The 15,420-nt window shown below is 42.8% G+C and carries 12 protein-coding genes; 1 reads left to right on the top strand and 11 read right to left on the bottom strand.

Going from position 1 to position 15,420, the window contains the following annotated elements; translation table 11 throughout:
* Positions 1 to 54 precede the first annotated feature (54 nt).
* Positions 55 to 1,281 carry a patatin-like phospholipase family protein gene (locus ACJJIM_RS12615; RefSeq protein ID WP_444911138.1) on the bottom strand — a complete coding sequence of 409 codons (1,227 nt, stop codon included), beginning with the start codon at positions 1,279 to 1,281 and terminating at the stop codon, positions 55 to 57.
* A 323-nt stretch (positions 1,282 to 1,604) separates the two neighbouring features.
* On the opposite strand from ACJJIM_RS12615, the gene ACJJIM_RS12610 reads away from it, so the two are divergent.
* Entirely contained in the window at positions 1,605 to 1,934 is a 330-nt protein-coding gene (locus ACJJIM_RS12610) for an SDR family NAD(P)-dependent oxidoreductase (RefSeq protein ID WP_444913395.1), read from the top strand.
* A gap of 158 nt (positions 1,935 to 2,092) precedes the next feature.
* Here ACJJIM_RS12610 and ACJJIM_RS12605 read toward each other — a convergent pair whose 3' ends face one another.
* The 10 genes from ACJJIM_RS12605 to ahpC all read right to left on the bottom strand — a co-directional run bounded on the left by ACJJIM_RS12605 (position 2,093) and on the right by ahpC (position 15,221).
* Positions 2,093 to 3,376, bottom strand: a complete 1,284-nt coding sequence (locus ACJJIM_RS12605) for a hypothetical protein (RefSeq protein WP_444911137.1) — start codon at positions 3,374 to 3,376, stop codon at positions 2,093 to 2,095.
* 117 nt (positions 3,377 to 3,493) lie between these two features.
* Positions 3,494 to 3,997 carry an ester cyclase gene (locus ACJJIM_RS12600; RefSeq protein ID WP_444911136.1) on the bottom strand — a complete coding sequence of 168 codons (504 nt, stop codon included), beginning with the start codon at positions 3,995 to 3,997 and terminating at the stop codon, positions 3,494 to 3,496.
* Between the two features lie 282 nt (positions 3,998 to 4,279).
* Complete coding sequence (locus ACJJIM_RS12595) at positions 4,280 to 4,996, bottom strand: LytR/AlgR family response regulator transcription factor (protein ID WP_444911135.1); 717 nt, start codon at positions 4,994 to 4,996, stop codon at positions 4,280 to 4,282.
* A 3-nt stretch (positions 4,997 to 4,999) separates the two neighbouring features.
* Complete coding sequence (locus ACJJIM_RS12590; protein WP_444911134.1) at positions 5,000 to 6,106, bottom strand: sensor histidine kinase; 1,107 nt, start codon at positions 6,104 to 6,106, stop codon at positions 5,000 to 5,002.
* A gap of 65 nt (positions 6,107 to 6,171) precedes the next feature.
* Complete coding sequence (locus ACJJIM_RS12585) at positions 6,172 to 7,590, bottom strand: alpha/beta hydrolase family protein (RefSeq protein ID WP_444911133.1); 1,419 nt, start codon at positions 7,588 to 7,590, stop codon at positions 6,172 to 6,174.
* A gap of 389 nt (positions 7,591 to 7,979) precedes the next feature.
* Entirely contained in the window at positions 7,980 to 8,864 is an 885-nt protein-coding gene (locus ACJJIM_RS12580) for a hypothetical protein (protein ID WP_444911132.1), read from the bottom strand.
* A 402-nt stretch (positions 8,865 to 9,266) separates the two neighbouring features.
* Positions 9,267 to 10,220, bottom strand: coding sequence for a NosD domain-containing protein (locus ACJJIM_RS12575; protein WP_444893354.1), 954 nt, complete (start codon positions 10,218 to 10,220; stop codon positions 9,267 to 9,269).
* Between the two features lie 499 nt (positions 10,221 to 10,719).
* Complete coding sequence (locus ACJJIM_RS12570; protein ID WP_444911131.1) at positions 10,720 to 11,697, bottom strand: right-handed parallel beta-helix repeat-containing protein; 978 nt, start codon at positions 11,695 to 11,697, stop codon at positions 10,720 to 10,722.
* Between the two features lie 1,330 nt (positions 11,698 to 13,027).
* Positions 13,028 to 14,578, bottom strand: a complete 1,551-nt coding sequence (gene ahpF, locus ACJJIM_RS12565) for an alkyl hydroperoxide reductase subunit F (protein ID WP_444911130.1) — start codon at positions 14,576 to 14,578, stop codon at positions 13,028 to 13,030.
* A gap of 76 nt (positions 14,579 to 14,654) precedes the next feature.
* A complete protein-coding gene (ahpC, locus tag ACJJIM_RS12560; protein ID WP_413662579.1) occupies positions 14,655 to 15,221 on the bottom strand; it encodes an alkyl hydroperoxide reductase subunit C in 567 nt (188 codons plus the stop codon).
* Positions 15,222 to 15,420 lie beyond the last annotated feature (199 nt).

The following is a 15,420-nucleotide window of genomic DNA, read 5'->3' as shown; positions in this document are numbered from 1 at the left end:
ACCCGCTATGCGGGTGGTTGCTGATTTAGGAATTTTCTGTCAAGATTTTTCGCTTTATTTTTTAATGCTTTCACTTTTTAAATGATCGACAATTAGATCGATTTGGGCCTGATTGTCTTTGATTAGTTGGTCCGAATAGTCCTTTAACTTTGGGAGCTTCTTATGCTCAAATATGCCGATAAAAGGCTCTCGAATTTCGATATTTAGATAGTCGTATTCTATCCTCCCTTCTTCAGATAAAGACTTTGCAATTTCCAGTGTATGGAGCTGGTGTGTATCCATTGAGCGCTGCATATTTGTTAATGCATCTCGAAACCAGTTTATTTGTCCCCAGTTTTTCAATGTGTCGTAGTTTGTTGTTGAACTAAGGAGTCGAGGGCTGCCAGCACCTAATACCAGGATGTAATAATTTTTATCGGGAAATTCGTTGATAACATCTCGAAGAATCATACTGGCCGGGTTGTTCATAGCTATAGCTGCATCTGCAAACACACATTGGGATTCGTTTTCCGACTCTGCAAATTCAGGCTCACAATGCTGGATACCTTCATCTTCTGAATAATTGAATACGACAGGCGGAAAAGCAGTTTCAGCACTTACCGCAGCTGTCATTAATTGATAAAGCCGATCGGTGGGGAGATAATTAACCGTCTCACCTTTGTTCTTGAAAAGGTGTATCTGTCCATCCTTTAAGTTTAAAGAAGGAATGATTACGTAGTTCTCAAGTTCAGTAAAGTTAAGGTCTTTAGTATAATGTTTTTCCATTACCTCATGTAATCGGCTGCCAAAGTAAGAGGGTGAAAACAGACCGCCTGCGGTTAGGAACTTGTGATACCAAGGGGGAGAGAAAAGGTAATTTACTTCGTTCTCATAGATATCAACCAGATAGTCGAGATGGGATAGCTTTTGCCCGTTTCTGCTGGGAATAGCTTCATCAGGAATATTGAGGCCTGTTGCGATAATGGCTCCAGTGGAAACCCCTGAAAAAACGTCGAACACCTGATCAAGGGGCTTCCCTAATTTGTCTTCAATATACTGCAGTACATGTAGAGGAATTAAGCCTCTGACTCCTCCGCCTGCTACGACGAGGATATTAATCGTGTCTTTTTGCTGGAGATAATCGGTATTGTGAGTAAGATCATAGGTGACCGACTCTCGGGGGAATGTGGTTGTTTGCGTAAAAAAATTGTTATAAACGTAGGCGAAAAAAGCATAACCAACAGCAATATACACAAGTGCAATAATAGTCTTTTTGAAAGAGGCGTTGAACTTACTTGCCATGTTGTACCCAAAACCATCTATTCCTTATGGGTTTTGCCTTTTAAAAGACAAACCCCCAAGGGTATATTAACTTTTATTTTATATCTTCAAAGACTGAATGGTAATAAATCAAAATCTATAAGCAATATAGTAAGGAGTTTACGCGGAGCTTAAGTAGAAAGTGTAATTGTTCTAGATGGTAGTGGTGACTTGTCTCGAAATCCGACGCTGGTAAGCTCCGCCTTTCTATTGATATAGCATATGCAATGATATCTAGCGGAAGTAATGCAGCTAGATTATGTATCTTGGTTTTTGAAATTAATGTGTTTGGATTGTAACAACTAATTCATGCGGTCTTGCAGCAAATGAAACAGCGTGGTAGTGGAGCTATTGTCCAGATATCAAGTATTTTGGGGGAATTCGTATTACCTTTTCTTGGCTCATATAATACTACCAAGCACGCAATAGAGGGAATCGGAGAAAACTACCGCGTGGAGCTGGCTCAATTTGGCATTCAGTCTCTGATTGTTCAGCCTGGTAAACATTCATTTAGAACAACTGTTGATGGTACAGGATTAAATTCCATGATTAGGAAAATTAACAAGGCCACAGAAGAGACGATGCAAGAAATTTATTCAGCTTATGGGGTGAACAATATGTTCCAGATTAAGTAGCTTTGCTAATATAAATAATTGCTTGGCACTTCAAAGAGCAAGTTGATTTTTAGCGGGTTTGTGATGTGCTTGTTTGTATAAGAGTTAATTTTTTAATGGCTGCTTTCAGGGTTTCCATTTTAGGGTTGTTTGCTTAAAGTATTTGCTTGCATGGAATGCTATTCCGAAATAAGGCCATTTAATATACGCATATATTCATTAACAAATAAATCAATACTATGTCTGCTAATCAATGGTTCACAATACCCAAAAACAAAGACCGAATTACGGTAAGTGGTAAAGGTAGCAGCCATTAATGGGTTAATACCGTTAGTTAGAGTGATCATCGGCATCTGAATTTCAAAATACTCCATTTCATCGGCTAAAAGAGGTATGCTGCCTGCATTGGATACAATAATCCCTGCTGGAAAGGACTTCTGTTGGGCTGTTATCTCTGAAGCCATATGAGTTATATCGCTCATCGTATAGTCTGAACTGAGATTTTTTGTCATAGGCCTCTGCTTGAGCAGTACCGAAAAGATTTGCTTTTGTAGCATTTTGGCAACATCAATAACATTGGCAGACTCTATATTTGGGGGGAGCTTCAAGCTAGCGGTTTCGGAAAAGGCTCCAATATGCCCTATGGGAATGTTTGGGGAGCATAGCCCTCTGGCATCCATCGATAAAATTACTTCTGTTAATTTTTTGTCAATAGGTACTGCTCGTGCAGCAATAGATGCAATGGCACAGTAAATAGCAGTAATTTTTATGCCGTTACTCTTGCCCCAATTAGCGAGTTTTTTAGTTCTTTCTGGCGACATAAGATATGAAATTGCACAGGACTTGCGCTCATTGGGAGCGGCTTGCTTTTCTACCGGCCAGATGAAATCGTCAGTGTTCTTATGTTCAACTCCCTTTTCTCCAAAATATCCAGCTGACTCTAGCTGGCTCGCAATGCTCTCTTGTAGTGGAAGTGACTTGGCTTGTTCAAGTGTTTCGTTAGATCGCAGGAATTTGTCTAAGTCTGAAAATATAGTCATTACTGATCTGCCATCAAATGCCGCATGTATATTGATGACGGAAATCCACTCTACGAGACCTTCTTTATTGAGGTATAGCTTTATGCTGTATACATATTTTTCACTGTCCAGGCAGTTTATGCCGTGAACTTTAAACTCATCCTCTAAATTGAGAGTGTCACTAACTTGGCTTATATTTAATGGGATATCATTAAAGTCAACGTCGCAAATCCAGCGAAGTTTTTCCCCTCTTTGGATACGAGCGCGTAGAAGAGGGTGGCGTTTGTGTAGATACTCTAATCCTGTGCGTAAAGTGTCAACACTTAACGATTTGCAGACTCTAATGAAAGAAACAAATTGTAAGCCACCATAGGAGAGTCTTGTCATCTCTATAAACAAGGCCTCTTGGGGGCCAAGTTCTCGAGATGGAGTTTCTAAACTCATATAAGACACCGACCAAAATATCGACGATCTTGATTGTTTGGGTTCAGAGCAGCATGAATGCCGTATGCGGGAATGTATCCTGACTTGCTGTCAAGGATAGTATTACTCCGCAATTGACTACTTCAGTGCACCAAGCTGCTTTAGGAATCCATATTTGTCCCAAGTGACCCAAGCTTCGACTATTTTGCCGTTCTGAATCTTGGAGAATTCCACGGCATCCCAGGTGATTGTTTTTTTGGTTGGAGTTTCCCCCATAAATGAGCCGACATGATTAGCACTGACTGTAACATGGGTTGCGACTAAATCTCCTTCAGCTACTTGCTTGGTACTGACCGCCTTGATGTCTTTGAAAGCCTTGTGAAACTTAGCCACCTCTTCTTCAAATTGTTTGAGGTTACGCTTTTGTGGGCCTGCGCTATCCGTTGTCGCAGAATCCAGGTTGTTTATATAGTTAGGAGATAAAATTGTCTTGGGATCTATCTTATTGCCGCTTAGCCACAACCCCACAGCTTGCATTGCGAGTTTTTTATTCTCTTCTAAGTTATTTGGCTGTGCCGCCACCAAATTGGTGATACTGAATAAAAGGGCTGTTAAAACCAAACAGGAAGCTCGTTTGAACATTTGATAGATTCCTTTCTACATAAATTAGGGTGTGTTTCAGGACGTCTTGTAAACGACATTGAAAATGAGTAAAGAATTGTGTCATCTCCTATTATGGACACATATTTCATAAGGTGAATCGATATTCAGGTAGTTTGGCAAGCTGTCCATCTTTAGACTTTGCTGGATTAAAATTCCGCCGCTAAAGTTGATGTTTCAGATTAGCAGCAGAGTATTTATACGAGGTGAGTAATAGAGATGCTGCTGCCAGCATGGTACCTGGCAGCAGGTTATACGGCCGACCTACAAACTTAGCATTTCCCGTAAGCGAGTAGCGGGGCGTCTTGCAGCCTCTATTTCTTTTCCATCGGTCATTGTTATTAGTAGCCCACTATTGACCCATGGTTGAATATCCTGAATAAAATTCAAGTTTATGATTTGCTGGCGGTTGGCGCGAAAGAAAACCTCAGGATTTAAACGCTGTTCAATTTTGGATAATGATTTATAAATAAACGGCTTGTTGTTATCAAAGAATACTTGGGCATGATTTCCGCAGTTTTCAAAATAACGGATATTCCCTATTTCTATTAGCCAGCAACGCTCTCCGTCCTTGATAAAGATCTTGTTATTGGTGTCTAGGTAATTCGATGAGTGATTATCATCCTGTAAAGGGGAATCACTTAGTGTTTTGTTAAGGGCTCGCTTTAATTTTTCCGGGTTGATCGGCTTGAGGAGATAGTCTAATGCGTTGACTTCGAATGCTTGTATGGCGTATTCGTCATAAGCCGTTGTGAAAATAACCTGGGGTGCAGTTTCAAGCTGTTCTAGTATATCGAAGCCTGTCCCATCTGGTAGATTAATGTCTAAAAAAATTAAGTCTGGTTGTTCTTTTAGAATCAGAGAAACTGCCTGCTCACAATCTTTTGCCTCTGCAACTAAATTTATATTTTTGTGAGGCTTTAACAGCTCTCTTAATTCATTGCGAGCGAGTCTGGAATCTTCAATAATAATGGCTTTCACTTATTATACCGCCAACTGTAGAGATGAAGTAGGAATATGGCATTGGGCAATAACTTGCTGCCCTTGTTGCTTTATCTGGAAGGATGTGTTGTTACCATATTGAAGAGTCAATCGTTTTTGTATATTTGCTAGCCCCAATCCGGTATTTTCATTTTTCTTTTTGCTGGGCTTTGTTTCTATAGGTGCGTTTAGTTCTAAGGTCCCTGGGTTAGCTACCGTGATGACTAGGTGTTCCTCTTCATGGGATACTCTGATGGTTACTTCACCGCCATGCTTGGACTTTTCAATTCCGTGGCGTATCGCATTTTCTGTAAGCAGTTGGATAATAAGAGGAGGGATTCGTTCTCCCATCAATTCTGGATCAGTTATCAACTTGAAAGTCAAACGATCTTCATATTGTATTTTGAGGAGGTCGATATATTGACAAACAATTTCCAGCTCATCTCTGAGTGGCACGGTTTTCTGTTTATGTGCCATCAATGTATATCTCAGTAGATCAGAGAGATTTGTCAGCATCGTTCTTGATTTAGTAGCATCCTCGAGAATTAAGGCCCGAATATTGTTTAGTCCATTGAAAAGGAAATGTGGGTTAAGCTGCCCCATAAGTGCTGCCATTTTAACCTCATTGAGCTGTAGGTTAAGTTGAATGGCTTCCTGTTCAGCTTTGAGTAAACGGTCTTGATTAACTGCTGTAACATAAATCAGGGTCCAGCTTACTAATAAAATAGTCATGATAAGCCAGTTGCCAAGTACGTTGTGCCAAATTGATTCGGGAGTGGTATATCCCATTAAATTGTAATATGAGAATAGAAAAATAACTGAAATATAAGCACATGAAAATGCGAGTGAGATTGAGGATAGAAAGAAGTAGGGCCACTGTTGCCTCCAGTTTTTATCTAAGAGGTCAAAGCGATAAATCATTTCTCTGATGATTAGTGTTAAAGCTCCGCAGGTTAATATCAGGGTGAGTGCATGTATGGCGAGTTGCTCAAAATTTTCATCGGTAAGTAACCCGCGAGAAATGGAGTTCACTAGGGCGAATATTAGCCAGCCGCCAAAATGATACACTAAGAATTTTGTCGTAGGTGCGGGAGACTTCAGTAACTTCATAAATTAATACATGTTAATAAAATGGCCCCTTATTCTGGGGCCACAGAGTTTAGTTGAAAATAAAATCAGAATCTCTCGTTCAGCCAGGTTGATATCGTCTCAAGGGCAATAGGGGAAAAGGTTTCCTCTATTTCCGCATACTCGGCATAGCTACCAGTCTCGGCTGTTTGAAAGAGATGATTCATTTTATTGAGTTCAATAATTTCATAATCCTTATGATTGGATTTACTCAACACCTTTTCTATATTGCCCAAGTTCATTTCCGCATCAACTTGAAAGTCCAGTGAGCCGTTAAGAGCCAAAATCGGACATTTTGTACCCTCTAAATAGGGCTCAGGGTTGAAGTTCAATGCATAACGAAACCAAGGAGTGGAATACTGTTTCTTAAGTACCTCAACTTGAGCTTCCAGTTTGCCTCCTTCCAAGCCTTCGAGCTCAACAGTCTTATAGAGATATTGGTGCAACTCATCACTGATAGTTCCCCCAATAGGAAGTTGAGCAAATTGTTCAAAAACAATTTTATCAATCTTGCGTAACTCTTGTAGGTTTTTCTCAGTCACGCCGCTGTGCTTTCTATCCCTGTACCACTGGTCGAAAAAGAGTTCTTGTAGTTTAACCCCCGGACCGCCGAGAAGAATTGTAAATGCAATATCATCACGATTGCTGGCTACCATGGGGGCAATCATCCCCCCCTCGCTGTGCCCAATCAAGCCCGTTTTACCCTTGGGGAGATCGTTACGACTGTTCAGATAATCCACAATTGCACTGGTATCATTGGCAAAATCTTCGGTAGTTGCCGTGGAGAAACTCCCGGTAGAGTCACCAATTCCTCGTTCATCATAACGCAATACGGCGTACCCTTGCCGGGTTAAATAGTCGGCAATTACCGCAAATGCTTTATGGCCGAATGCGGTTTCATCCCGGTCTTGCGGCCCCGAACCACTAATCAGGATCGCGGTGGCTTTTATCCTTGAGTTTGGTTTGGTTAGTGTCCCAGAGATTATATTATTTGTGATTGTACTTTTAAAACTTACCTCTTCAATAGTATAGGGGTAGGGGCCTGTTGGTGTCTGTGGACGATTCTCCGGCTGAACAGTATTTATCTTTCTGAAGTTAAGAGACAGTGACTTCCCTTGAGTAAATGAACCGAACATAAGCTCAACTACTGGGTTGTACGCCCCCTCGTAACTGAGTCCTAAGTCCTCAATTTCGAAGGATATATTGTTGCTGCTAACTTCCAGTGATGGCATCTCTATGCCATAGGTCTTTTGTGAGGGGCTATCCAGTACCCCCGTCCATTTGCCGTTGTCCTGATCAATATGGAGGACAATCGGAAGTATCTTGTCACTCTCTGTTTGAATAGTGGCCTTCCATTCCCCATCGATGCCACTAGCACTTGCTGTAGTAGAAAACAGGCCGGCGGCTACGAAGAGCGCCTTTAACTTTGCGTTGGTCTTTGAATATCTAGTTTGAATATATCGCATAACTATTCTCTCTGTGTTCACCTGCTGAATGCTTGCCATCTTAGAGCTATCTTTTTCTTCTGGATAAAAATTAGGATAAGTGGCGAATAGGGCTGCTGAACGGCGAGGAAGTCTTGGCTATCCTTTGTCTAGTTAGGCGTGGGGGTACGTTATCAGATAGAGGCGACTTATCCTGATAGATGGGACGGAGAGACTAACTAACGGTGCGGATTGTATCTATGACGAACACGAAATCGCCTATATAAGTTGGTAAAGAACTTGGGTTATTCCTAGGTATGTGGATGTAAGGGAAGAGTTAGTTCGGAAATAACTCTTTGGAAGATGGTCTTTCGGTGCCAATGAGTCCATGGGTGCTGCCCATTTATGGGCAGCACTGCGAGATGAAGCGTTTACTGTAGAATCACACCTACGTTTGCGTTTCCGGTTTGATTGGCAAAAGCAGATTGCGCATCGCCAATTTGTGTTGTTGTTTGGGCGTTACCCACACCATTTTGGTAAGTTTGAGCGGAAGAACCAATACCTGTTGCCGTAATATTGGCAAAGTTGGAAGTCCCAAGCTGCTCGGTCAGTGCGTAGTGATCTGAACCCGTCTGGTTATGAATGGCCACATTGTTGTCGCCAATTTGCCAGAGGTTGCTCTCGTGATCATCGTTGGTTTGAATCACATTTAGGGTGTTGGTAGTACCGTCCTGATATGAGGAGGAGTAGTTGGAGTCTCCATTGACTTGATTGTGGGTCGCCAGGTTGGAGTCGCCGAGCTGATCTACATAGACTTCACTGTTTGACGTCAGTGTTTGGGTAACAAATGCGGTTTGGTTTACTCCAGCTTGAGTCACCACAATAACATCATCGGTACTATTAGTTTGATTTAAGGTTGCACTGTGACCATCTCCATCTTGGGTAATGGACATGGTGCTACCGTCAACAAATGACTGGAGAGTGAAGACGTATTGATTGTTGTCTCCCTGATTGATTTCGATATAGGCGCCTACAGAGTTATCCTGATAGGACTCGGCTGTATTCATATCGCCAGTTTGATTATGAATAATCGTGCCACCATCACTGTTAGCGGATTGCTCCGCATAGCTGGTGTTGTTATCACCGATCTGAGTTTGATCGATGGTATTGTTTGTGGCGGTTGGATCACTTTGATCAGCTGTCGCAGTGTTCCCAAGACCTTCCTGGTATACCGTAGCGGTATTGGTGTCGGCGATAGCGCCCTGACTAATGATTGCCAGGGCAATACTGGCGGCTAGAGGTGCAATATTCTTCATCAGTAACTCCTTTAGTGATGAGACTGTACGACCAATGTCGTTTTCCATTGCATTTTCAAGGTTGAGGTCGTATCAATCACCGTTCACTAGCCTGATCATCGGAATTTGGCCGACAACCTGGCACGTACTCCTTGTGAATGGGGTTGATACAAGTATGAGTTTGATAGATGGCCTAGATAGACGCTATGAGAGGTAAGTGCTGATTTAGTGGGACATTAGTTTAATGGGAGGTTTTACTTATTTTTGTTAAACAACTGATAAATAAATAGTGGTGCTGTTGATAAAGGCGTAGCATTCCAATTCAATGTAAATCCTAAAGTTGCGTTGGTAATTATGTAAGAAGACGATATGGAGCTTTATTATCGTCTTCAAACTAAACCTTCGATTGAGTAATCTTTTCGCTTAATTCAGGCATGAAGGGTCGCTGGTAACAAAAGTATTACCTAACCAAGTATTGGCGGTGCAGCTTGGATCATCGGGGGAGTAAAGATCAAAACTCCCATTGTTTAGCGATGAGTTGGATAAAATGTTATTGCCACTAGCATTTGCATCCTCAATATATATTCCGTAATCCGTATTATCGCTAACGCTATTGATAGTGACTGTATTGCTATCTGCATTATCAATTGCGATGCCGGTTAGACTGTTTGTTACTACATTTTGAGATATAAGGTTTGAATCTGATTCAAATGTTAAAATGCCTTCACCTGCACTCTGATCGATAATGTTTGATGTAACTATGTTGGAGCTGCCAGGGGGTTCAATAGATATACCAACACCAGAGCCATTAGTGTCAGAGGTGTTGGTGATTATATTGCCAGAAACACTATTTGAAGACCCCTCTATTTGCACGCCAACGTTATCCATACCATCAACAGTATTTCCGAAAACCTGGTTGAAATCATTGTCTTCAATTCGTATACCAAAGTTAGAGTCGGGGACGTTCGACTGTATCTGAACACCGGAGATAAAGTTGTGATCGCTTATAACAAATAATGCAGTAGAGGTAGGGTTAACAATATCAACGTCTACAACCTGGTGGGAGCCGTCTCCTGTTAATATAATGCTATTATTACAGTTTTCGACAGTCCCTGAGGATATTCTCGCAAAAAACCCACCAAGAACTATACCATTATTTGCTGTGAGAGGGCATGTAACGGTAAAGCCATTCATATTAAGGCTGCCTGATGGACCCACAATGCTGAATGCAACATTTGTAGTGCAATTTAAATCTTCAGTTAGCGTCTCCGCTGTAGTGATACTGCCTCCACAGGTAACGGCATAGCTATTAATAGAGGTTGATATTGCGGCGGTTGTTAAAAGGATGTAACAAAGGGCTATTGTTAGTTTTTTCATAGGGTTTGTACCATGTCAGTAATTATTGCGGATACCTTAGATAGGCAGTTTTTTAGTCTGGGTGAATTTCGTGAGGATATATCAGTGTTCCCCTTGCAATATTTAGTTGTTTTAATGATTTTTAATAATACTTAATTTAAATGATAGAGGATGGCTTAAGGGCTATTTCTAATAATGAATCTATTACTACGTATTTAAATGGGCTGTTTGTCTGTTTTAGAGCGCTATTTATTGTTGGGGTTGTTTAGGTATAGACAGGCAGGATGGCTGAAGTTTTTATCTCTTGACATACAAAGCGATTCACACTTCGCGTTGCGACTTCTTGAAAGGTCTAGACATCCCTACGCAACAACGCCTTGATTGTGAACCGCTCTGTATCCCAGAGGCATCACGGAGCTATTCAGAGGCTCCCTGGTTATTTATGCTATTTGTTAGCCAGCGATATACTACTCAGCTATTGCTTGTATATTAGGGAGTGTGAATGTAATCGAGTGAATATTTAGTCCAGACAGTTGGGATCATTGGTTGTAGAGATGTTGCCAATCCAGTTGTTCGAAGATGTGCAGTTCGGATCATCAGGGGAGTAAAGGTCGAATATACCATTGTCATTGGCTGTATTAGATAAAATGTTATTGAATTCAGCGCTAGTTCCCTCGATCACTATGCCATAGTCAATGTTATTGTCAGCTTCATTACTGCTTACGGTATTGCTGTCACTATTGTTGATTCTGATTCCAGTGGTGCTGTTCGATATACTATTTTGAGAAATGAGATTTGAATCTGAACTTACAGATATTCCCACATCTCCATCGCCATTTAGGGTGTTGAATATTCTCGCTTTACTGTCACTGATTATAGTGTTAAGTAGGATTAAGTTGTTTCCTCCATCGGAATCAAGAGCTATGCCAAAATCACCAGGGTTAAGAATTTCATTTCCGGTGACTGTATTGCTTCGCCCCTCTATATATATTCCTGAAAATCCCGGGAACTCTAGAAAATTTCCAGTGATCTGATTGAGGCTTGCGGGATTAGCTGTTTCTATGCCTATTGCATATTGCGTACCATTAAAAGGTATCACGATGCCGGTAACAAAATTACTGTTACTTTCAATACGTACGCCCACACCTACAAGATTGTTAATCTCAATATCACTGACAAAATGAACACCATCTTCCGTAAGTGCTATTGAGTCATTGCAATTGTCTATTACACCATTAAACAGGCTTGCAGCTAGCCCTGTTAGATAGATGCCCTCATGTAATGGTTCTATACAGGTAACAGTAAACCCATTTAAGTTCAGCCCGCCACCGGGGCCGTCGATTGTGAGGGCTGGATTGGTTTCGCAAGAGAGATCTTCTGTGAGGGATTCCTGGGTAGTAATCGTGTCGCCACAGCTCACAGCAAAACTGTTTGAGGCTAAAGGTAATCCAAGGGCAGATAATAGACTGAGAAATAGCGCTAAATTTGGCTTCTTCATGGGGGCTCCCAGGTCGATAAACTAAATTTTTATAGTGGGCACATGTTCGGGGGTGGGAATGAATGAGTTATTCCGGTTGATATTCTATCGAATTTATCGGCTTGGTTTTCTGTTTGTTAATAATATATATAAATCAAAGGGAGAGGTTTAGTTTCTGTTGTAAATATGGAGCTAAAGTGGCATGTGAAACCACACCTTCCATTGCTGTTTCTGTATGCGAAGTTGGGCGTCTTATATAGGTGTTGGCCAGAATTTTGGAAGCGGATCGGTTTGATGCGAGTACAATTTTCTTTATTTCTAGGGAGAGTTGTCCCTTTGGTACTTAACAAACTTGGTAATAAGTGTCGGTGCTTTGTTGGCGAGCCCGATTGACGCAAGAAAGGTTATAGAAAGTGCAATGAGAAGAATGGAATCTAAAAAGATATCGTTGGGGAATCCGTCTTGAAGAATTAGATAAAAAAGGAATAAAGGTATTGACCAGACAAAGCCGTGAACCATTAGCGAAAAAGCGTAAAATTTAAACCCTATAGTTTTGCTTTTTCGTGTGAGAAAGCTGATTAGGTCAAAAATTACAGTTAGCTCGACAAAATAGAGAGCAGGAAATATTGCAAGATAATAATTTTGGTATATGAATATCATCCCAAGAATAATGTAGTAGATATGATGTATTTGATTAAATCGACTTATCTGTAAGAAGATTATCTCAAACGCATACATTGATACGCCATACAGCAATGCAAGTCGGAAAAATCTGGTTGCGCCAATTTTGCCGATGCTTTCGTATTCTTGATATAGTGCGATAGCGCCAAATATGACTAAAATAGTGTACAAAATTAGCTGACATACTTTATCGATATTGTCCTTTGAGCTGCTCTTAATAACAATGTGAAGAGATTTATGAATGAGAAAAAAAGTAATGATGAATGCGGAAAAACCAAGTATGATGGTGAAACTGTTAATCATCGCCTAATTCTTCAAGACTCTTTTAGAAAGGTGTAACAACTATTTAAGTTGGGCATCTACATGATCTATATGGAAGTTAACCAGCCAGCTTTACCTATCTTACTTAGATGGCTTTCTTTAATGAGTGGAATTAGTCGCCGGTGAATAGAGGGTATACCTTTGAAAAGTAGGTGAAAATCAAAGTATAGGGCAATGCAGGTGTTGGAGGGCCTACCCCTGAAGTTAATGGGGGGTTTGAGTCAGTGTTTAAATATTAAGTTACTTTTGGAAGTACCCTAAATCTTAGATTGGGGCCTGTGAAAGTTTATTGTGCACTTAATTGTTTAAGCACAGGTCGGCAAAGTGTCGGCCTGTGCTTGCTTAAGGGTTAGTCAACCGAAGATCGAATCAAGTAGTCAAATGCGCCCAGCGAAGCAGTTGCACCTGCACCCATAGAGATAACTATCTGTTTGTAGGGGACAGTAGTTGCATCGCCGGCAGCGTAAACGCCGGGGACTGAAGTTGCGCCGCGCTCGTCGATCACAATTTCGCCCATGCGATTCATCTCGACATCGGTTTCCTTAAGGAATTCCGTATTGGGTACCAGTCCAATCTGTACGAAAACACCAGCCAGTTCGACCTGCTTATTTTCACCACTCTCTCGATCGGTATAGGCCAGGCCGTTCACCTTGTTGCCGTCGCCGAGGACTTCGGTGGTTTGGGCATTGACGATAATATCGATGTTGTCCATCAACTGAGCCTTGCGTACCAGTACCTCGTCTGCACGCAGTTTGTCGGCGAACTCCAGTACGGTGACGTGCTCGACGATTCCAGCGAGGTCGATCGCTGCTTCGATGCCCGAGTTGCCGCCGCCAATAACGGCTACACGCTTACCTTTAAAGAAGGGGCCGTCGCAATGGGGGCAGTAGGCTACGCCCTTGGTGCGGTACTCGGCTTCGCCGGGAACCCCCAGTTCCCTCCAGCGGGCACCGGTAGCCAATACTACAGAGCGGCTGGATAGGGTCGCACCGCTTTGTAGTTTGATATCTACCAATTCGTTGCGTCGCAAGTTGGCTGCACGTTGGTCGGTAATGATATCGACACCATACTCTTTAACATGTTGCTCAAGGCTGGCTGCGAGCTTGGGGCCTTCGGTGTAGGGTACAGAGATAAAGTTCTCGATACCTACGGTATCCATCACCTGGCCGCCGAAGCGTTCTGCCACTATGCCGGTGCGAATGCCTTTGCGAGCGGCATAAATAGCGGCTGCTGCGCCCGCTGGGCCACCCCCTACCACTAAAAGATCGTAGGGTGCTTTTTCATTCAGTTCTTCAGCTTTACGCTCGGCTGCGCCGGTATCCAGCTTTCCAACAATCTCTTCGAGGGACATCCTGCCTTGGCCGAAGTGTTCACCATTGAGGTAAACCGCAGGTACAGCCATAACATTGCGCTTTTCAACTTCCTCCTGGAACAGGCCACCGTCGATCATTTCGTGGGTGATGTTTGGGTTGAGGGTTGCCATCAGGTTCAGCGCTTGGACAACATCCGGGCAGTTTTGGCAAGAGAGCGAGATATAGGTTTCAAAGTGGAATTCACCCTTGAGGCTTCGAACCTGCTCCAGTAGCTCCGGGTCTGCTTTTGAGGGATGGCCCCCCGCTTGCAACAGTGCCAGTACGAGTGAGGTAAATTCATGTCCCAGGGGAATACCGGCAAAGCTAACCCGGGGTTCCTCTCCGGCAGGGGCGATGGCCATACTCGGCGTGCGCTTGGCTTGACTCTGCTGTGCAGTAATTTTGTTGGAGAGTCCGGAGATTTCATCTACCAGCGCTTCCAGCTCTTTGGATTTTTCACTGTTATCTGTGGACACACGAATCTCGATCGGCTTGACGATATTCTGCAGGTAAGTGTCCAGTTGTTTTTTCAGGTTTGCGTCCAACATCGGTGTGTCCTTTCTCTAACAATTTAAGGCTGGGTTGTGGCCCACCTTTTGATGGGCCGGGTCAGAGGTATTTGGGTTAAATCTTTCCTACCAGATCTAGGGAGGGGGCTAAGGTCTCTTCGCCTTCTTTCCACTTGGCCGGGCAGACTTCACCGGGGTGAGCGGCGATGTACTGGGCAGCTTTGATCTTGCGCAACAGCTCGCTGGCATCGCGGCCGATTCCGCCGGCAGTGATCTCGACAATTTGGATACGGCCTTCGGGGTCGATTACAAAGGTGCCGCGATCGGCGATGCCTTCTTCCTCGATCATCACACCGAAGTTGCGGGTGATGGTGCCGGTGGGGTCGCCGATCATCGGGTATTGGATTTTGCCGATGGTGTCGGAAGAGTCGTGCCAGGCTTTGTGGGTGAAGTGGGTATCGGTAGATACGGAGTAGATCTCAACGCCCAACTTCTTGAACTCTTCATAGTTGTCCGCCAGATCGCCCAGCTCAGTGGGGCAGACGAAGGTGAAGTCTGCGGGGTAGAAGAAGAATACGGCCCACTTGCCTTTAACGTCGGCGTCGCTGATATCGAAGAAGTCGCCGTTTTGATAAGCCTTGGCGCTAAAGGGTTTCAGCTGGGATTCGATGTAACGTGACATGGATAGCTCCTTATTCATCACTGTCTTGTTGGTCGTTGTTTGGAAGTGGGATCTATACTATCGGTCGATGCTCTTTGATAAAAATTATTAATGTAAATGCGTGTGATAGCTTTTGGCAATCGCTGTTGGCTATTTGATTGATTGGGTGTTTAGCCGCTATTTAATGGCTTTGGCAAAGCGACAGCCGTTAGGTGAAACC

The organism is Microbulbifer maximicatervae (SeqCode) (assembly GCF_052467615.1).
This window is presented reverse-complemented; position numbering and strand designations above follow the sequence as displayed.